Source organism: [Flexibacter] sp. ATCC 35103, from assembly GCF_001975985.1.
Classification (GTDB): domain Bacteria; phylum Bacteroidota; class Bacteroidia; order Flavobacteriales; family Flavobacteriaceae; genus Flavobacterium.
The window spans coordinates 745,207-765,679 of record NZ_MTQF01000001.1 but is presented as its reverse complement, the minus strand read 5'-3'; the positions used below and the strand labels follow the sequence as shown (position 1 = coordinate 765,679).

Annotated in this window: 21 protein-coding genes; 15 read left to right on the top strand and 6 right to left on the bottom strand. The window is 32.8% G+C overall.

From position 1 onward, the window contains the following. The first annotated feature begins 426 nt into the window (after positions 1 to 426). From BXU01_RS03200 to BXU01_RS03130, 15 genes are all read left to right on the top strand, one after another. Positions 427 to 1,290: a glucosaminidase domain-containing protein gene (locus BXU01_RS03200; protein ID WP_083691662.1), complete on the top strand. Its 864-nt coding sequence runs from the start codon at positions 427 to 429 to the stop codon at positions 1,288 to 1,290. Beyond that, on the top strand, positions 1,277 to 1,933 hold the full coding sequence (locus BXU01_RS03195) for a hypothetical protein (protein WP_123773923.1): 657 nt from the start codon (positions 1,277 to 1,279) through the stop codon (positions 1,931 to 1,933). Before BXU01_RS03200 ends, BXU01_RS03195 begins: the two co-directional genes overlap by 14 nt. Positions 1,934 to 1,963: 30 nt before the next feature. Then, entirely contained in the window at positions 1,964 to 3,733 is a 1,770-nt protein-coding gene (locus BXU01_RS03190) for a type VI secretion system Vgr family protein (RefSeq protein WP_083691660.1), read from the top strand. A gap of 8 nt (positions 3,734 to 3,741) precedes the next feature. After that, a complete protein-coding gene (locus tag BXU01_RS03185; RefSeq protein ID WP_083691659.1) occupies positions 3,742 to 5,091 on the top strand; it encodes a hypothetical protein in 1,350 nt (449 codons plus the stop codon). Positions 5,092 to 5,093: 2 nt separating this feature from the next. Further along, entirely contained in the window at positions 5,094 to 9,266 is a 4,173-nt protein-coding gene (locus BXU01_RS03180) for an RHS repeat-associated core domain-containing protein (protein ID WP_083691658.1), read from the top strand. A gap of 12 nt (positions 9,267 to 9,278) precedes the next feature. After that, positions 9,279 to 9,974 carry a hypothetical protein gene (locus tag BXU01_RS03175; protein WP_083691657.1) on the top strand — a complete coding sequence of 232 codons (696 nt, stop codon included), beginning with the start codon at positions 9,279 to 9,281 and terminating at the stop codon, positions 9,972 to 9,974. A gap of 170 nt (positions 9,975 to 10,144) precedes the next feature. After that, positions 10,145 to 10,492 (top strand): hypothetical protein, encoded by a 348-nt coding sequence (locus BXU01_RS03170; RefSeq protein ID WP_083691656.1) that lies wholly within the window; start codon positions 10,145 to 10,147, stop codon positions 10,490 to 10,492. Further along, positions 10,482 to 10,823: an immunity 51 family protein gene (locus BXU01_RS03165; protein WP_083691655.1), complete on the top strand. Its 342-nt coding sequence runs from the start codon at positions 10,482 to 10,484 to the stop codon at positions 10,821 to 10,823. The genes BXU01_RS03170 and BXU01_RS03165 overlap by 11 nt, the downstream gene beginning before the upstream one ends. 237 nt (positions 10,824 to 11,060) lie before the next feature. Next, the gene (locus BXU01_RS23935) at positions 11,061 to 11,840 is read left to right on the top strand and encodes an RHS repeat-associated core domain-containing protein (protein ID WP_083691654.1); all 780 of its coding nucleotides are present in this window, start codon (positions 11,061 to 11,063) and stop codon (positions 11,838 to 11,840) included. Positions 11,841 to 11,906: 66 nt separating this feature from the next. Further along, positions 11,907 to 12,788, top strand: coding sequence for a hypothetical protein (locus BXU01_RS03155; RefSeq protein WP_083691653.1), 882 nt, complete (start codon positions 11,907 to 11,909; stop codon positions 12,786 to 12,788). A 244-nt stretch (positions 12,789 to 13,032) separates the two neighbouring features. Next, entirely contained in the window at positions 13,033 to 13,830 is a 798-nt protein-coding gene (locus tag BXU01_RS03150; RefSeq protein WP_165689751.1) for an RHS repeat domain-containing protein, read from the top strand. Between the two features lie 10 nt (positions 13,831 to 13,840). Further along, the gene (locus tag BXU01_RS03145) at positions 13,841 to 14,188 is read left to right on the top strand and encodes a hypothetical protein (protein WP_083691652.1); all 348 of its coding nucleotides are present in this window, start codon (positions 13,841 to 13,843) and stop codon (positions 14,186 to 14,188) included. Beyond that, positions 14,178 to 14,519: an immunity 51 family protein gene (locus BXU01_RS03140; protein ID WP_083691651.1), complete on the top strand. Its 342-nt coding sequence runs from the start codon at positions 14,178 to 14,180 to the stop codon at positions 14,517 to 14,519. Before BXU01_RS03145 ends, BXU01_RS03140 begins: the two co-directional genes overlap by 11 nt. Before the next feature lie 11 nt (positions 14,520 to 14,530). Continuing rightward, positions 14,531 to 14,956, top strand: coding sequence for a hypothetical protein (locus BXU01_RS03135; RefSeq protein ID WP_083691650.1), 426 nt, complete (start codon positions 14,531 to 14,533; stop codon positions 14,954 to 14,956). 95 nt (positions 14,957 to 15,051) lie between these two features. Next, positions 15,052 to 15,387 carry a hypothetical protein gene (locus BXU01_RS03130; RefSeq protein WP_255373695.1) on the top strand — a complete coding sequence of 112 codons (336 nt, stop codon included), beginning with the start codon at positions 15,052 to 15,054 and terminating at the stop codon, positions 15,385 to 15,387. A 12-nt stretch (positions 15,388 to 15,399) separates the two neighbouring features. Here BXU01_RS03130 and BXU01_RS03125 read toward each other — a convergent pair whose 3' ends face one another. The 6 genes from BXU01_RS03125 to BXU01_RS03100 form a co-directional block, all read right to left on the bottom strand. Continuing rightward, positions 15,400 to 16,026 (bottom strand): PolC-type DNA polymerase III, encoded by a 627-nt coding sequence (locus BXU01_RS03125; protein WP_083691649.1) that lies wholly within the window; start codon positions 16,024 to 16,026, stop codon positions 15,400 to 15,402. Between the two features lie 2 nt (positions 16,027 to 16,028). Then, positions 16,029 to 17,948 (bottom strand): DUF294 nucleotidyltransferase-like domain-containing protein, encoded by a 1,920-nt coding sequence (locus BXU01_RS03120; RefSeq protein WP_083691648.1) that lies wholly within the window; start codon positions 17,946 to 17,948, stop codon positions 16,029 to 16,031. 177 nt (positions 17,949 to 18,125) lie between these two features. Continuing rightward, a complete protein-coding gene (locus BXU01_RS03115) occupies positions 18,126 to 18,497 on the bottom strand; it encodes a DNA topoisomerase IV (RefSeq protein ID WP_083691647.1) in 372 nt (123 codons plus the stop codon). 96 nt (positions 18,498 to 18,593) lie between these two features. After that, positions 18,594 to 19,058: a hypothetical protein gene (locus tag BXU01_RS03110; RefSeq protein WP_083691646.1), complete on the bottom strand. Its 465-nt coding sequence runs from the start codon at positions 19,056 to 19,058 to the stop codon at positions 18,594 to 18,596. A 66-nt stretch (positions 19,059 to 19,124) separates the two neighbouring features. Beyond that, the gene (locus tag BXU01_RS03105) at positions 19,125 to 19,700 is read right to left on the bottom strand and encodes a DUF1572 family protein (protein ID WP_083691645.1); all 576 of its coding nucleotides are present in this window, start codon (positions 19,698 to 19,700) and stop codon (positions 19,125 to 19,127) included. Positions 19,701 to 19,820: 120 nt separating this feature from the next. Further along, positions 19,821 to 20,393 (bottom strand): pentapeptide repeat-containing protein, encoded by a 573-nt coding sequence (locus tag BXU01_RS03100; RefSeq protein ID WP_083691644.1) that lies wholly within the window; start codon positions 20,391 to 20,393, stop codon positions 19,821 to 19,823. Positions 20,394 to 20,473 lie beyond the last annotated feature (80 nt).

Sequence of the window (20,473 nt, the reverse complement as noted above, 5' to 3'; positions counted from 1 at the left end):
TTTTCCCATTTAAGCAGGAAGCGGTATTTTACCGCTTCTTGTTTTCTATATATTATATTTTAATGTTGTTTGTGATATTAATTATTGAATAATATTGAACTTGTATTTATTTCTTTTAAAAGTAAAAGAGATTATGCTTTGCACCATTGATTTAAGCAGTTTTGCTTATTTAAGCTTCAGGATTTATTACTACAATGGTTTGGTCAGTTTTTCTTCTTCTTCATATAGAAATTAAGTATGTCCTAAACATACTTTTTATACAGGATTTATATTAAAAAATAATTTCAATTAAGGAATTTTTAGATATATCTACAATCAAATAAAAGCAATAGTCTTCGATGATACCACTAAAAATAATTTTCAGCACAGACCTTAAAAAGAGATCTTATTTTAAGGGTATTGACTTATACCAAATTAATAAATACCATGGCTAAATCTTCATCTTCAGGAAAACATAAAAATGCCAGTTCGTTGGGAGTCAAAGGCCCTCAATACAATCGGCAAACTGGTCAATGGGAAAATACAGATAAGCTGGACGCAATGATGCAACGAAGAAGCGTGCAAAGCTATCGTGTTGCAGAAGATGCTAAATCTAAAAATATAATCTCGTCAGTTAAAAAAGAAAAACCTGTTCACCATCAATTTTTGACAACAATTGCCATTGATATTTATGATTTTGCAAAAGCAAAAGGAGCATCTGCAAAGGGAGCATTGCTTGTATTAGCACAGGCAAGTTTAGAAAGTGGATATGGAGTATCTGCAATAAAAAATGATGATTATAATTTATTTGGAGTAATGGGAAAACCTTCTAAAAGAAGTACTTCACATGGTTCTGTTAAAGACTATTCAGGATTGGGAGGATATCAGGCCGCATTAACGGATTATTTTAATAAAATAAATAAAAACTGGAGCTATTTTTCAACCATAATAACTCAGGATACTATAACATCAGACGATATTGACAAAGCTTTTAACACAGGAAAATATTATCCAACAGACAAAGAAAGACATGCTGGTAAATATACCTATAATGCTGATAAGGATAGTGCGGGAAAGAATCATTATGGAGAACATTTATTAAAACAGATAGGTGATTTTAAAAAACGTTTCAAAAAAAGTTTAGAGTATCAAATTGAAGTTAATAAAGAGAGGTTAAAGGAAATAAACGGACTGTTAACAAACAATTCCATTTTATTTACAGATCCGGGAAAAATTAAACTAGAGGATGAAAAAAGGTTACTTATTAGTCAAAACGAAAAATTCAATTCTATTTCAAATGAAATTAACTAACTTTTTTAAACTCAAAATAATTTTAATTGTTTTTATATGCCTTGCATGTAATACAAAAAACAAAGAAAATGCGGTTTCAAATACTGTAATCAAAAATAAACAGGAAAAATTTGAAATTGACAGTTTAGAAGTTAAAGACAAAAAAGGGGTTTTATATACCATAAAGTATTTTAATGATACTATTTATGTAGATCAGGGTAAAAAAAATATCGTAAAAATAGGGTATTTAAATCGGTTAGATAATCCATTTCCTGTAAATGGTCTTATTGTAAATGATAAATCTGCAGATTGTTATATCACAGACAATCAGATCCTTTTATTACCCTTAAACGAGGTGAATAATAGAATAAATTTATTTGCAATCGATTTAAAAATTAAAAAGATAATTGGCTATCAATTTAATGACACATCAGATATAATTACAACCGCTATAAATGCTTTTTATTTTAATGAAAAAACCAACATAATTGTAAGCACAAACAGCTTGAATTATGAAGGAAAAACAACTGTTCATTATTATAAAATTGGTAAAAGCCTAATAAAACATGAAGGGACTAAAGAATTAGATTTAACTCCTGAGATGCTTGAAAGTAATGAAGTGCTCTCGAAGTTTTTGAATGCAGACAATAATAATATTCCTTAAGAACAGCTACTAATACAAAAAAAATAAACTATGACACCACCAACAATAATTTTTGGAATAGATTCTAAAAAAATAAGTCACTTTACCAGTATTGAGTTAGTACAAGTAATAAATGACCATCACCGATTTGAAATTCTTGTTCCACATGCTGCAGTCGAAAGTCCATTGGCATATACACTGGAAAATGCACAGGCATGGCTGGGCAAAGTCGTACATATAGTGCTGGAAGAAAAGAATAATTTTCTGGGTGTGGTTACCAATATTGATTTCGATCAGGAAATGGGACATTCAGGCAATCAAATTATAGTGTCAGGATATTCTAAAACCATATTATTAGAGTCCGGTGAAAAATTACATTCCTGGGAAGAACTGACTTTAAAAGATATTGTAAAAGAAGTGGTAAAAAATGGGGCAGGGGAGCAATTGCAAAACGAGATTAACCCTGAGTATACCAGTAAGATGGATTATCAGAATCAATACCTTGAAACAGATTTTCAGTTTATTCAGAGATTGGCAAAACAATTCAACGAATGGCTTTATTATGATGGTGAAAAGTTAATTTTTGGTAAGCCTAAAAGCTTTGATAGTCCTATATCGTTAACTTATAATAGTGAGATTTCTAAACTAAAAATATCGGTTCAGGCAGTGCCTAATAAATTTAGCGCTTTCACCTACAACGAAAGTGCTGATAAACGCTATACTGCAAAATCGAAAGATACAGTAGGAGGTTTGCCAAAATTAGGTAATGAAGCTTTTGCGAGTTCAAAAGAGGTATTTGCAACGCCTGCGTATACACACGGTATAGTGAGTACAGGTGATGATCTGGTTTTAGAATCTTTCTTAAAAAAGAAACAGGAAAGTGCAGCTGCCGATACTAATTTTGTTTCAGCAACAACAAAAAATTCCAAATTAAGAATAGGAAGTATTGTAACTATACAATCGAGTGTTTTAGAAAATAAAAGTTTGATAACACAAGAAGTAGGTTCTTTTATAATTACAGAAATTAGTCATTATGCTACACATTTAGGAGAGTATGAAAATAATTTCAGAGCTATACCTTCAAAAGTATTGAGCTTGCCGGAACCGGATGTAGCATATCCAATTGCGCAAACACAGCAAGCTTTAGTAGAAAGTAATACCGATCCTCAAAATAAAGGACGAATCAGAGTACAAATGCTTTGGCAGCAAGGAACTCAAATGAAAACTGCCTGGCTGCGTGTCATGACCCCTGATGCCGGTAGTAGTGATAAAGTAGGAACCAATAGAGGAATGGTCTTTATTCCGGATGTTGGAGATCATGTAATGGTGCACTTTCGTTATGGCGATCCTAACAGGCCTTTTATTTTGGGTAGTGTTTTTCACGGTAAAAGCGGCGGAGGCGGCGGAAAAGACAATAATAAAAGAAGCTTTGCCACCAGAGGAGGAACTTCACTTGTTCTCGACGAAGAAAAAAACACCTTTACAGCTACAGATCCTAGTGGTAATATGATAATGCTTAACGGAGACGGAACAATGACTATTTATGCACCAAATAAGGTCGACATACAATCAAAAGAAATAAATCTAATTGCAGATGAAAAAGTAAGCATCAGCGGCGTAAATGAAGTAAGTGTTGATAGTAAAAAAGTACTCGTTTCAGGCACAGATGAGGTGACGGTTAAAAGTGACACACAAATTACAGATGAAGCACCAAGTATTAATATAAAAGGGAAAAATACCATTTTGGCAGAAGGAACGGTCGTTGATATAGATGGTAAAACAATGACTAATGTCAAAGGTGGAGTTGTAAATTTAAATTAAAATCAAAAATGAATAATGCTCATAATCCTATTGCTGTAAGGGTCGAAAACATTCAAAAGATTTGGAATAAAACCAGAAGAGAGAAACCAAAAGCACAAATATTCAGTATGGTTTGTTCTACAGAAGATTTTCCTTTACTGGATGGCTTTATTCGCTTGGAATCTTCTGCATATGGCAAATCAGAGGATTCATTTGTTGCCTTTATGATTGATTTTTATGATAAAAAAGATTTTTACATCACCATTATAGAACAATGGATATTGACTTTTGAAGAAGACCTCAAAAAAAATCCCAGTTGGAAATGGGAAGACTTTGACTTTTTTAAACAAATATTACCTGAAATAAAGAAGCTAAACATCCAAAACCTTAAAGATTTTTATATTAAAATGCTGGTAAGTTTTAAAGAGTTTGAGGCAAAAACCGACAACCTTTTAATCGTTAGTTTTTTAATAAAAAAAGCCAGTGATCCTGATTTATTACTAGAAAGTATAAAAGAGCTTGCAGTCTTACTGCCGGAAAATATAGGGTTTTTGTTTCTGGATTATCAGGAAAGAAAACTATATAATAAACTAATTGATTCTGTAAAACAAAAAGGAATCATAATAGAAATCCCCAATCAGGAAATAAACAAAGCATACAAAGAAATAGCCACACAAGGCAACCCAAATGATCCACAGGTGCGCTATAGAAAATGCCTGTTTGAAATTGGTGAAGCTGCAAAAGACAAAAAAAAAGAGAAAGTAAAAAAACTGGGCAATGAACTTATTGATATTAGCAAGAGTACAGGAGAAACCAGTTTTTGGGCCTCATCGTTTCTTATTTATGCCAGTTTTTTATTTCAGTTTAAAGACGAAAAAGAACTTATTCAGGAACTATTGGATAAGGGAATAAAGATAACGACACCTTTCTATAAAGAGAAAGAAGATATTGCCGGGATCTTAATACAATTATTATCCTATAAAGGTTCTCATTACAGCATTACCGGAAATTCGGATTTAGCAATACAGTATTTTTTAAAACAAGTAGCAATTGCTAAAGAAATAGGGCAGGAAATGCAAGTTATAAATGGTTATAATTATGCGTTATTACTGGCAGCAAAAAAACGTAATGACCAATATACCGAAATTTTAAACGATGCTTTTGAGTATGGATATGCTTTAACAGATGAAAGCCTGAAAATAATCAATTTTACGTTTATAGCCAACAGCTATTTAGAGAACGACCCTAAAATAACGTATGCAGAAAAAGAAGCTATTGGCAATAGGATGGTAGCCATTTTTGGAGAAAACTGGAAAGACAATCCAAAACAGATTGCAAAACAAATAGAGAAGGAATATCAATTAAACAACACCTATTAATTATGTTATTGACCGATAATCATTTGACTATGGTCGTGGGTATAGATATCCATTTTACGACCTTACCGCCATTTAATCCGTTTCATCCTTATATAGGTATTGTTATTGATCCAGCCGATTATATTCCGTTTTTAGGCACCAGCGTGCATGTAAATGGCTTTAAGAGAGGCAACTCAGACACCGGCGGAATTATAATTCCACTGGTACATATTCCGCTTTTTACACCGCCCTGGCTTATGACCCCAATTATTGGTCATGAAAGCATGAACTTTTTTGCATCCCAGACCGTTTTCTCAGACAGTACCAGAATGAGTCCCAAAGGACATATGCTGATGACTTGTAATGATATTGGGATTCCGTTATCCATGTCCATTGGTAAAACCAAAATAGGCAAGAAAATGTTACCGTTTGCCCCAACCCTTTTTGCCCCAACATCATTTTCCTTGCCTATTCCTACTGGAAAACCTGTTATGGTTGGAGGTCCATATCCGCCTGATTGGGGAGGTATGCTAACCGGATTACTCGCCAGTATAGGATTTAGTACCCTGATGAAATATGGAAAAAAAGCATTCAATAAACTTCTAAAAGGATCCGTTGGTCCCAACTGGCTTAGTAAATTGTTGTGTAAGGCAGGTTTCGAACCTGTAAACCTTATTAACGGAGCCGTGATATACGAAGGCAGCGATTTTGATATCGCAAGTCCCATCACACTTAACTGGGAGCGCCGCTGGTACTCAGACTCACAATATGTGGGCTGGCTGGGTCATGGCGTACATTGCGTATATGATAGGGCTGTAGAGTTATATCCGGAAGATGATGCGCTAGGACTTCGCATGGACGATGGAAGAATTGTAGCTTTTCCTGCGCTGATGCCAGAGGAAGAATTTTACCTGCGTCAGGAAAAAACAACCCTGAAAAGAACCGAAGACGGATATCAGGCTTACGATCATAAAAGCAGGCTTTTTTATGATTTTACCCTTTTTAACGGTAAAAAATACCAGCTGACAAAAATATCCAATCATGACGGAATATCCATAGTTTTTAAATTTACCGGTTATACCCTAAACAGTATCATCGATGCCGCGGGCAGAACCATCATGGTAAATACCAAAGACGGCTTCATACACAATTTAGAATTGGTAGGTCCTGAACAGAACGAACTTTTGATCATGTATCATTATGACGAAAATCAGAACATGACTGCCATTATAGATGCTTTAGGCAAACCAACCGTGATCGAATATCAAAACCACCTGATGGTAAAAAAAACAGATCGTAACGGTCAGGCTTTTTATTGGGAATACGACTCAGAGAACCGTTGTGTACACACCTGGGGCGATGGAGGCTGGCAGGAAGGCTGGATCGAATACCATACTTATGAAGGCTATAATCTGGTAACAGATGCCAACGGAGCCGTAACCACCTACTATTATGAACCAAGCCAGCTCGTAACACAGGTAAAAGATCCTATGGGCAACAGTGTATTTTATGACTACACGGAGTTTATGGAACTGTATCGTGAGATCGATCAGGAAGGACGCATTCTGGGTTTTAATTATGACGATAAGGGCAATAAAATAAGCACCACTTATCCTGACGGTAACGAGGAAATGATGCTTTACGATGACGAAAACCGCCCATCGATTGCCATAGATCCGGAGGGACATAAAACCATCTATCTATACAAAGACCAAAAGCCACACCAGCTTAAAACCATTATAGCGCCTGATAAAACCAGTACGCACTTTACTTATTATGCAAACGGATTATTGGCGAGCGTGGCCAAAAATAAAAACGAACTCGAACTGGTCTATGATCAGCAATACAACCTGATAGAATGGCGGGAGAATGACCAAAAACTAAAATCCTGGGATTACGATTATCGAGGACGCGTGAAGGCTGTTTATACCCCAATGCAAATGGCAGATTATTTTAGTTATGATGCGCTTGACAGGGTACAGCAAATTATTGAAAAAGACAGTAATATCATCGAATTTGACTATGATAATTATGATGATGTAATAGCTTTAAAAGACAATAAAAACAACATTAAGTTTACGTATACCCCATTAGGAAGCCTTTCTACGCGGGAACAAAACGGCGTAAAAGTGCGTTTTGATTATGATAAGATGGAGCAGCTCGTAGGGATTAAAAACGAATACCACGAAGCTTATTATTTTACCAGAAACAAAGCCGGACATATCATTCGTGAAACGGCTTTTGACGGAATCGTAAAAAAATACAACCGCAACCTTGCCGGAGAAGTGACCCGTATAGACCACGGAGGCGGAAAATATACAGATTATGAGCAGGATGCCTTAGGGCGCATTACCAGAGCCGATTATCATGATGGCACCTGGGAAATCTATACCTATAACAAAAACGGACAGCTCGTAGAAGCTACCAACCAAAACGTAAGCATTTATCTGGAGCGTGATGCTGTAGGACGTATTATAAAAGAAACCCAAAAACAACAGCTTGATGCCAACGAAAATGGTATAACACTTATATCGACCTATAATACCTTAGGGCAACGGACCAACATAAGTACAAGTCTTGGAGCTGATATCAATACACATTTCAACCAGAAAGGACAACTGGAACGTATAGAAGCGCAGAGTAACGAACTAAAAGAACAGCACAAAGCTTGGGAAACTACATTAAAAAGAGATGAGCTAGGGCGTGAAATAGAGCGTTTTGCCACAGGCGGACTGCATATAAAAACGAGTTATAACAACAACGGAAAACAAAAAGAGCAGGAAGTATTTGCTAATGGTAAACGCACGGGATCCCGCTACTATAACTGGGATACCAACCAGCAGTTGCGAAGCGCGGTAAACCAAATGACCCAAAGTTTGACCTATTTTGATTATGATGATTTTGGTAACCTTGCCAAAGCCAGTTATGACGGAAAAGAAGATTTGTATAAAACCCCTGATGCAGTAGGTAATTTATACAAAACCGCAGACCGTAGTGATCGCAAATACGGCAAAGGCGGTAAACTGCTTAAGGACGAAAAATACTATTACAAATACGACGACTTGGGGAATTTGGTGCACAAAAGCCCGCGTGATATTACTAAACCGCTTGTTTTTGAAAAACCAACCAATTTTTTTGATAAATTGATAGGCAATAAAGCCGAAGAAAAAAGTTTACAATACGAACACGAACAATGGCAGCAAGGGGATACGGCATATTCATGGCTGGCTAACGGAATGCTAAAAAGTGTAACAAACCCTGATGGGAAAAAAGTACGTTTTGAATATGACGCACTTGGAAGACGTACCGCAAAAATTGCAAACAAAGAAATTTTTAGGTACTTTTGGGATGCTAACGTTCTTATTCACGAATGGAAATACGATCTAAAAGAAAGACCTAAACTTGTTGTTGATGGTGATCATTTGATTTATGATAAACCAGAACTAATAGACAATTTAATAACATGGGTTTATGAAGGAGGCTCTTTTGTACCAAGTGCTAAAATAATTGGTGAGTATAAATTTAGTATCGTAAATGATTATATTGGTCGCCCTATCCAAGTTTATAATGAAGTTGGAGATGTTGTTTGGGAAACTGATTACGATATATATGGAGGTTTACGAGAATTAAAAGGTGATAAATCATTTATTCCGTTTAGACAACTTGGACAATATGAAGATGTAGAAACCTCGTTATATTATAATAGATTCAGATATTATAGTGCTGATATAGGACTGTACATAAGCCAAGACCCAATAGGAATCGCAGGGAATAATCCAAATATATATGCATATGTAAAAGATACAAATAATTGGATTGACATTTTTGGGTTAAATAATATAAGTACCGGAGAAGGGAGATCACATGTAAAATATTCGGGAGTAAAAGATGGAAAACCTTATCATGGTTATGCAAGCGCACCAACAAGTGATGGATTAACACCAGATCAAATAGTTTCCAGAAGATATGGAGGTAATTTTGATGATTTTGACGTTGCTCCCAGTGTAGATTATTCAGGAGAAGGTAAAAAAGGAAAACAAACTGCGAGGGGACTAGAACAAAGAGGATTTGAAGCGGATGGAGGATTAAAAGGTACATCCAATGCTCAAAATCCTGTTGGACCTAATAATGCAAACAGGCAAAAATATTTAGATGCTGCCGATGAGCATTTGGGAACAAAAATAAAGTGTCATTAATTTAAATTTAATATGTCAAAAAGAGCAACACCTTGGAAAGAAGGTAAAATTGTTAGTGTAGAAACAAGAAAAGGAATATTTACATTAGCTCAAATGTTAAAAGATCCTTTTTTACGATTTTATAAAGTGTTTAGAGAAGATGAAAATTGGGGAAAAGTCGATACAGGTATATTTGATACATTAACTGTTAGTGCAGTAACAGGACAATTCTTGAAATCAAGTAATATAACAGAAATAAAAGGAGCAATACCAGATATACTTAGAGAAGATCCAGATACTTGGATTGATCAAAATAAAGGAACTAGAACTGTTAGAGTATGGGAAAACACAGAGAAAGAAAAAGAATTTATAATTTTAGGAAAAGAAGCTGGAGGTAGTTTAGTTAAAAAAAATCTATGGTGGTCGCCAACACCTGGCAACACAACAAGACCTCATCCAAGCGGTGTCATTGATGCTTTAGTATTGGAAGATATTCCATTAAATGCAAATGATATTATTGATGCACATGATTTAACTAATTTAGCAGTTTATCCTTCATTAAATGAAAGACTTTATTTATGTTATAAGTTAGATAAAAATGTAGATCCTTATAAAGATTTAGTTTTCAATAGAGAAATCCCTGAAGAATATAATGTAGCCATAGATATTATGTCGGCAGGAGGTAATGCTGAAAAAAAAGAAAGTATATTAAATACTTATTTTAGATAATTTATTTGCTTCAGTTTTTAGTTTATTATAACAGAATAAAAAAAATTAAACCCGTTGATTTAGCGGGTTTTATTTAGTAGCATAAATAGTTCTTTGAAATCCACTTGATGATTTAGCGGATAAAATGCATAAAAAACCTAAAAAGGTAAAATGTAAATAATTTATATACTATGAAAATATTTAGTACAGCTCCTGAGGGAAATGAGATGGCAGAACTTGCAAATGCAAGATATATCAATTTATCCTTAAGACAGATTGAAGAAAATATAGAATGGTTAAAAACGACAAATAAGCCAACTCAAGCTGTTTTGGCTCATATAGACATCTTATTAATGCTTTCAAGAAAATTTAGAATTGATGCTAACCTTTCAATTGAGAAGAATAAAGTTCAAGAGTGGAAAGCAGTTTTTAACGAATGGTTTGAGAGGTGTGGAGGAAAAATACCAGCAAAATATCGAGATGGAATAAAAGCTAATGGTGATGAACTTTTTGATGAGTTAGAGCAATATGGACATTGATAAATTAATTACCCCTTTTTTTTGGATAGAACATGAGAAAAGCGCTTCGGTATGTTTGAACGTAGGAGAATATAAAACAGAGATTTTCGAAACAAGAGAAGATGAAGGTTTTGAAGGTAATGGATATGATTGGGCATCTTTAGCGCAAGTTTTTTTACAGGAACAAAAGCCTGAATTTATAGATATGGTTAAATTTGATCCCGAAGGAAGTATGTTCTGTGCCTATTCTTCTAATGCAGCTGCATTAAAGACATTTATTATAGCGTTTAAAGAAGCTTGTGAAAACAAAACATTGATACTTGATTTGTTTTCAAGAGCAGAATTAGATTAATATAATTTAGATATTAAAAGATAATAATAAATAGACTGCTTGATAATTATTTTCGGACAGTATTAGTTTTGAGATTATAAATGAAAAGCTAAAAGCAGGGAATTATTCTCTGCTTTTTTATTTTAATGGAGTTTAAAAATGTTTAAATTAAAATTGTAATATTTATACTATTTTTTTTAATGCTTTATAGAAATAAATCGTTATGTTTGGGATGGTAATGTTCTTATACATGAGTGGATGTATGATCTAAAAGAGAACCCAAAACTAGTTGTTGATGGTAATGATTTGGTTTATGATAAACCAGAACCAATTGAGAATTTAATTACATGGGTTTATGAGGGAGGTTCTTTCGTACCAAGTGCTAAAATAATTGGTGAGCATAAATTTAGTATCGTAAATGATTATATTGGTCGTCCTATACAAGTTTATAATGAAGTTGGAGATGTTGTTTGGGAAACTGATTACGATATTTATGGCGGTTTACGAGAATTAAAAGGTGATAAATCATTTATTCCTTTTAGACAACTTGGTCAATATGAAGATGTAGAGACAGGTTTATATTATAATAGACATCGTTATTACTCGCCTGAGACTGGGACGTATTTATCTCAAGACCCAATTGGACTAGATGGAGGAGCTGCATTTTATGCATATGTCAATGACAGTAACGGTTGGATTGATCCCTTTGGTTTAGTGAAAGCACCAATTACAGTTCCAAATTCTTCAGGAGTCTATACTTTGACAAATACAACGACTGGGGAAGCATACGTAGGTTCTGGTTTAAATGCTAATAGTAGAATGTCTGAGACTAGTCATACAAAAGCGCAATCAATGTTGTCTCATCCTGATACAAAAGTTCAGTTTACCCCAGTAGATTTAGGAGATGCGAAAGATTGGAAAAATCAAAATAGAATTTTAAGACATTTTGAACAACAAGAGTATGAAAGTGTTAAAAATACAGGACAGTTTGATATGTTAAATTCAAATAATCCAGAGGCATCAGTTAAAAAAAACTAGAAATGCTGGTATTGTAAAAGATAAAAAAGCTTCAAAAGGAATAAAAATAAAGTGTAATTAATTAATATGTATACACAGATTAAAAAAGTAATTATAAATGCAGATAGTACAAATTGGTATTTTTCAATTGAAAAACAAGATTTTGGAGGTAATGTTGAATATAGACAATATTTAGATTTCCCAAATGAAAATGAGTATTTAGATATTAAATCAATCACCTTCTCAATTACTTCAAGTGATGAAGATAAGATAAAAGAATATCCAAATTTTATTGGGAAACTTTTAAATTTAAAATCATTAACTATTCCAATAGATTGGTTAGATAAAATTGAAATACCGCTGAATATTGAAGTCTTAAAATTAACTTCTCCAGTATCTAATTTTGATGGTCAGCATAAATGGCCAAGTGATTTAATTTTTAAAAATTTAAAATATTTAGTTATCCCTGAACTTGTAAAGCCATATTTGTTTAATGTTTTAAACTTTCCAAATATAGAATGGATAGATTATGATTTAGCTCCAGAAAAAAATACTAATAGAGTTAATGAATTGTCAAAATTAAATAATCTAAAACATCTTATATTTGGCCATGCGAAAAATTTAGATATTTTTCCTTTTTTTTTCGATCATAAAATTGAGACTTTAGAACTATTTGCATGTATCGGTAAAAATTTTCCGATTGAAAAAATAATTGGATTTAAAAGTCTAAAAAGTTTGTATATAAATAATATTTCTGTTGTTTTTGATTGCGCTATCTTACTGGATTTAGAAGAACTAGAGGAGTTAAATTTATTAAACATTAAAAATGTTATTAATGTTGAAAAAATATTAGAACACAAGAAAATAAATAAAATATTGATTAAAGCATGTAATAATCCATTTAAACAAATTGGGAAGAATGCTTTTTTTGAAAAAGAATATAATTCGTTGGATATCAATTACGCCTAATATGATAAATATCTATTTAATATAGCAAAGTAGTATTAGTTTGAGATTATAAATGAAAAGCTAAAAGCAGGGAATTATTCTCTGCTTTTTTATTTTAATGGAGTTTAAAAATCTTTAAATAAAATTGTAATATTTATACTATTTTTTTTAATGCTTTATAGAAAAAAATCATTATGTTTGAGAAGTAATGTTCTTTTTCACTAATGGAAGTATAATCTAAAAGAGAGACCAAAACTAGTTGTTGATGGTGATGATTTGGTTTATGATAAACCAGAGCCAAATTGACAATTTAATAACATGGGTTTATGAGGGAGGTTCTTTTGTACCAAGTGCTAAAATAATTGGTGAGCATAAATTTAGTATTGTAAATGATTATATTGGTCGTCCTGTACAAGCTTATAATGAGCTTGGCGAGTTAGTATGGGAAACTGATTATGATATTTATGGAGGTTTAAGAAATCTAAAAGGCGATAGAAATTTCATTCCATTTAGGCAACTTGGTCAATATGAAGATGTAGAGACAGGTTTGTATTATAATAGGTTTAGATATTATAATCCTGATACTGGTGCTTATTTATCTCAAGATCCAATTGGTCTATTAAGTCATGAACCCAATTTATATGCTTATGTATTTGATAGTAATAGTTGGGTAGATATATTTGGACTTAGTGGAGAATTAGTTTATCAATTGTTAGACGAAAGCGGAAACGTAAACTATTATGGAATTACAAGCAGAGATGCTTTAACGCGTATGGGAGAACATACTAGTAATGGTAAAATTTTCGAAAACATGGAGGTTTTAGCAGACAATCTTTCCCACGATGAAGCAAGATCCATTGAAGGTGCTTTAATTAGAAAAAGAATGGACGAAAGATTAACATTAATGGATCGTATGAATTTGTCGATCGAAGAACAATTAGATAAAGCTGGTTTAGCAAATAAAAATGGAGGAAGAGTTAAAGAACGTTGGTTGTCAGATAATCCTTTAGATGATTTAGCAGATAAAATGCATAAAAAACCTAAAAAGGTAAAATGTAAATAAATTTATAATTATGAAAATATTTAGTACAAAGCCAGAAGGCAATGATATAGCCCAATATGTTGGTGTAGATTATATCAAATTTTCCATTTCTTTAATAGAAAGTGTATGTGATTGGATGAAACAAAATGATAAAGTAGCTCAACCCTTATTGGCAAATATAGATTTATTAATAATGATTTCTAAAAAGTATCCAACTGATGCTAACTTGTTAATTAAAAAAGATAAGGTTCAATATTGGAAATCAGTTTTTAACGAATGGTTTGAGAGATGTGGAGGTAAAATACCAGCAAAATATCGAGATGGGATAAAAGCTAATGGTGATGAACTTTTTGATGAGTTACAGCAATATGGACATTAATAAATTAATTGCCCCTTTTTTTTGGACAGAACATGAGAAAAGCGCTTCGGTATGTTTGAATGTAGGAGAATATAAAACAGAGATTTTCGAAACAAGAGAAGATGAAGGTTTTGAAGGTAATGGATATGATTGGGCATCTTTAGCGCAAGTTTTTTTAGAGGAACAAAAGCCTGAATTTATCAATGTCGTTAAGTTTGATCCTGAAAGCAGTATGTTTTGTGCTTATTCTTCAGATACAGCTGCATTAAAGACATTTATTATAGCGTTTAAAGAAGCTTGTGAAAACAAAACATTGATACTTGATTTGTTTTCAAGGGCAGAACTCGATTAATATAATTTTAGATGTTAAACAATAAAATGGAGCAAATTTTAAATAAACTAAACTTTTTCATTGAAAATAATTTGCCAATAACCCTGTCAAATTATACAGAAGATGATTTTGATATTATTTTAGATGAAAGAGATAACGATGATTTCTCTGAAAGGTGGATGGAAATATTTAATACTTTAAAAGAAAAAGTTGAAAAAAGTAAAATAGAAAATATAAGTGATAGTTTAAGAGAAAAAGTTTTCAAACTAGTTTATTCTATTACAAATAATTCTGATTTATCCTCTTATTTATCAGATGATTTTGGAATGATCGTACAATCACTAGAAACGAAACAAAATGATTTTTGGCTAAATTCTCTATGGTTAGAATATAAGAAAGGTGTTTTACCGTATGGGAATTTATTAGAAACCGAAGGTGAATTAGTTGATTTAATTTAAAATGTAATGTAGGTTTAAATTGAAATATATAATCTACATCCAAAGAACAAGTAATTTAAACAGGTTATAATAGTAATGTCTAAATAAAAAATAGTATGATTAGAGAGGAAATAAAAAAAATAGAAAAAATGGGCAGAATGCCAAATGAAAGTTTGAATGATGACGCATCTATAGATAAGCAAATAGAACAATATGATGAACTCTTACAATCAATAGTAAAGCCAATTTCATTACAAGAAGGAGAGGTATTAATTAAAATTTTTCCTGAGAATTCATTTTATGACTTACAATGGACATTATTACATTTAGTAGAATCATTATTTGGAAAGATAGATAATAATAAATATCAAGATTTAATTAAAAATTGTCCTAGTGTAGAGTGGAAAGAAACTTTAAATGTTAGATTAAATAATGTAATGGATAAAATTTAAGTAACATCCTTTTTACTTAAACAAAGAATTCAAATTAATATGTTTTTTCTCTTTTAGTTTTTTTACGATCTTCAAAAAAGCAATTGCGGTTATGTAAGCATCCCCTAAAGCAGTATGGCGGTCTTTTTTAGAAATATCGAATTTATCAGCAAGATCGTCGAGCGTGTAATGGTCTTTTCGTTCGAATAAATGTGATTTTATTAAAGTCTTTTTATATAATATCGCGGTATCTAAGCGTTTATTCGTTAATTCTGGTAATCCGTTTCGTTCCAGGGCTTTATTGATCATTGTGACATCAAAAATAGTATGATGTGCGATAATAATGGAATCTCCTAAAAAAGCTAAAAATTGCTGTAAAGCTGCTAACTCTGTAGGGCGCTGAATTACGAATGCTTTTAGTATGCCATGAATCTGAGCAGTGGCTTTGTCGTAATGATCCTGTTCTATATAAACTTCAAAACTATCCTGAATGGCGATTATTCCGTTTTGCAGCGCAAGAGCGCCAATACATAATATGCGGTCGTTCTCGTAATCAAAACCCGTTGTTTCAGTATCTAAAACGACAAATCGGGTTTCTTCAATCGAAATGGTTTCATCAAAGAGATTTTCTTCTTTTTTCCAAAAATTAAATAAACTCATAGTTAAACCAGATTTGAAATATTAAAACGAACCGAAATTAATTCCTGAAGTTCCTTAATGGTTTTAAAAGTTCTTTTTAGTTTTATTTTTTCCATTTTTGATAAGGATTCCAATGCAATAAATTGTCCGGAATCATGATGCAAAAGACCTTGCTTGGTTCTGAATTTTAATAACGCTTTAAAAGAGTAGGAACATGACAAATACAATTCTCTATTATTAGGTTCCAGCTCAGCAAGTTTTTCAAATCGTTCTGCCGTATTACTGATTGATTTAACAGAGTGTGATAAGATCAAAACTCTGGCAGCATCTGTCAAAGGCATTAAAGCCCTTCTTTTAATATCAAAATGATCTTTATTGGCTCCGTCTTGTTCTACCAGAAACTGCCTGAAAAACCCCGTTGGAGACGGGCTTTGCAAAGCACCACTTACCAAATGAACATAAAAAACCGGATTTGCTTTTACACTCTCAAAAATAGATTCTGATAACTCGTCAACAATGGCTGCATCACCGTAAGTAAGGCTGTAGTCAAAGAATATAAACGACAATAAAACTTCATTTTTCCCCGGATTGGTAATCCAGTGTTTTACCTGATTTTTCCATTCGTCCAGGCTCATACACCATTTTGGGTTCGAAGCCATCATTTCGGCAGGACAATAATCATAACCAATTTCAAAAAGGCCTTTATTGACAAGAGCTGCAAATTTTAAAAAGTAAACTCTGGTTTCATCCTTAAAAACATCAGAAACATTTTCATAAACAATCGCATTATCCTGATCTGTATGCAGCATTTGCTCGCTTCGTCCCTGACTTCCCAAAGCCAGCCATGCAAATTTTACAGGTGGCGGACTGCTCATTTTTTCTAATGAAATTTCGATGACGCGTGTTGTGCAGGCTTCGTTTAACTCTGTTATGATTTTAGAAATCAAAGTCATCGGAATATTTTGGTCTAAATATCCCTGAAGCAATTGCATGATTCGCGCACGGATAGGTTTAATTTCTTTCGTTTTTTTAGCTCTTTTAAGCGCTTTTATTAAAACGGCAGGATTATTCCCTAAAGCCACCATTACGTCATGTTTAGATAAAATCCCGACAGCTTTAGTGTTTGTTGTTCCGTCTTTTGTCAAACATAAATAACTAATGTTGCTTTTCATCATTGCCATTTGCGCCTCTGTAACCGTCATTTTTTTAGGATAAGTAACAACAGGTTTGGTCATTATGGTTTCTGCAGTAGTAAGGATCGAATAATCTCCAGTAACAATTTTATTGCGCAAATCTTTGTCAGTAATAATACCTATTGGCAGCATTTCATCTACGATTAATATCGCTCCGACTTTTTTCTTTGTCATGATTTTTGCAATATCTCTCGCAGTTGTCGATGGCTCGCAAGTCACAATTTTCTTCGAATATTTGATGGGCTGTAAATCAAAGGAATCTTTTGCGGCATGATGATTTTCATGAAGCAAATCATCACCATATAATTTATCCTTATGAATGTCTGAATACGGATTTCGGGTATTAGAGGCATAACTTTCGATCAGGAAATTACCAACGGTTCTGTTTTCAAGCGCATAAGGTTTAAAAACCGCAATAGGAATGGCGTATAAAATGGTTTCTTCATGCGCTACGGCTTCCATTATATAATTTTCCTGTGCCAAAAGCGGACGCAATCCAAAAATATCCCCTTCGTCACACATGTCTAAAACCGTGCTCTTTGAGCTTTTTTTAAGCGCAACCGCTCCTTTATGAACCACATAAAAAGAATCATGTGTTTGCTCATTTTCTGCAAAGATTACGGCATCTTTATCTTTATAAACAATAGAAATTTGTTCAGATAGTTTTTCTAAATCCTTTTGATGTAAAAAGCTAAAAGGAGGGAAGCCCTTTAAAAAGTCGGCAACTCTATGCGAAATGGTATTTTTCATGCGTAAGATTTAGGTCCTAATGTAAGATTTAAAATAGAAATGTAAAAGAAACTTTTAATTATTTGCGACAAAGGCTCAAAGGCACAAAGTACTTATTTCTTTGCGTCTTTGAGCCTTTATGGCAAAACTCATAAAAAGAGTCCCAAACAGGACTTCTTTTTTTATAATAAACAGGTGTTAGTCTAACTTTACAACCGTACCGCGTTGTTTTTGATCAGAACCTACCATTCCAAACTCAAACGTATATGAATTTTTAGAGGTCGTTAAAATCTTCATGCTGATTGCTTTTTCTTCAGCCATATTTTTAGGATGTTTCTTTTGCAGCACATATTCACAATCACTAACCCAGCGAACTGTTGAGGTATCTGTTTTTCCTTCAAAAGTTTCGATTTCGATACCATCTTTACGTTCAAAAACAGTTGTTTTTTTTACGCCATTTACATCAAATTCAAATTTGAATTTTCCGTTTTTAAAATCTTTACAATTGTGTTCTGCATCATAACAGGATACTAAGGCTAATAAAGGTAATAAGAATATAATTTTTTTCATTTTAACTGTTTTGTTTTTTGGGCTCTTTCCTGCTTTTTATTCTAATTTCTTATATCTCCAGGTACTTCAGGACAATCAGGGCTGGTATATTTATGTTTAGATTTTTCGGATATAAAATTCTTTTAATTTTTTAGATTCTTGTACTTCCTCTCTGATTTCTTCTTTAGATTCACTGTTGGATGCTTTAGGCCAGATATGAAAACCTCCGTGAGTCATTGCTTTTATATTTTGTAAAAGGGCAGGGCCAAATTCATCAAATCCACTCAAATCTTCGGGATTATCCCAAACGCCCCAAATACCATTTTCGTCAATATCTCCATTATAATTAATGATATGTGTGGGATATTTTTTAACCATTTTAATTTTAAAATGCTCTAAATTATAAATGCCATTCCATCGAAACGAGTTTACATCGTCACTTCCTGAGCCTGAAACAATAGAGTTTGCAAAATTCAGTTCAATAGACATTTTATGTTGCTGAGGTGAATTAGAATAACAATAAAATCCTTCCCATTCTCCACTTGGCAGGAAATGATGTGTTTCGTTGTTGTTTTTTTTCATATTTATAGTTCCAAAATAAATATAATAAATGTCATAAGCTCTAGACTTTGGCTCAGACTAAAATTGTTATTTTAATCTCTTTAATTCATCATCGGTAAAGTTCTTGATTTCTTTTTCTTTGGCAAACTTTTCAGCATTATAATTTCCGGATTTATTTCTGGGAATCGATAAACTGTTCCAACTGCCGTTCTTTAATTGTTTCGCATAAAAAACAATCTGCCCAATATGATAAGGATAATGTGCCAATTGACGATTTATGGCTTCAATAACAGTATGACCTTCATTACGAATGTATATAATGTCTGAAAGTTGTTCTGGTTTTAAGTTGTTTAAAGTACTTAGAAAACAATCCCAGCCTTTGTTCCAAACTAGTAAAACTTCTTCTTTAGATTGCAAATCATTTTCAAATTCGGCATCGCGATTGCGCCATTCTTTTTCTCCATCTGAAGTCAGGAAATCTGTCCAACGCGAAAGCATATTGCCTGAAATATGTTTGATTATGGCTGCAATACTATTTGTGTCTTCGTTTACAGCAACAAAAAGCTGATTGGGTTCTAACTGGTCTATGGCTTTTTCGCCCAGCATTTTATAATATAAAAATTGCTTTTTAACGCTTTCTAAATAAGATTCAGTTGCCTTCATATTTGTGTTTTTTTGCACGAATCTCGCGAATATTCAAGAATTAAAATTATGTTTTAATGTCTGAAAAATTAGTGTACATTCGTGAAATTCGTGGCAGTGTTTTTTATCTAATGCTTGCTTTTATACAATTTTAATATCGTATTTATCTAAAAGACCTACAATTCCGTCATTCGAAAATTGTGCTTTTCTCATGGGGTTAAATTCCGGATCTATTTTATAATTATAGGCTGTTTTAAAATTTACTGAAGCTAATTGTGTATCATTAAAAATGGCACCTTCAAGGTTACAATTATCAAATAGTGAGCTTGTTAAATTGCATCCAATAAAAGTAACTTCTCTTACGGAACAATTGATAAACTTAGTTTTAGGCATTTTTTTATTGGAAAAAACAGCATAATCTAAAGTGCTTTCTTCAAAATAAACCTGAAATAAAAAATCGTCACATTCATTGAAAGCAATTCCCAGAAGTTTACAGTTTTTAAAAGTCACATTTTTTAAATTCGTCCCAAACAAACTGGTCATCGATAAATTGCAATCGATAAATTCACAGTCTAAAAAAGTGTTGTAAGCGAAATTACTATTAGAAAAGTCACAGTTTTTAAAAACACAATCTTCAAACTCACGATTGTTTATTTTTTTGTCGATATAAACGACTTTCTCGAAGGTTTTTTGAATGTGAATTAGACTTTCCATATTGTATCAAATAAATAAGAGTTTTTAATTTAAAGATTGAATTAAACCGGACAGGTTTTTAAAACCTGTCGGGTTTGCTT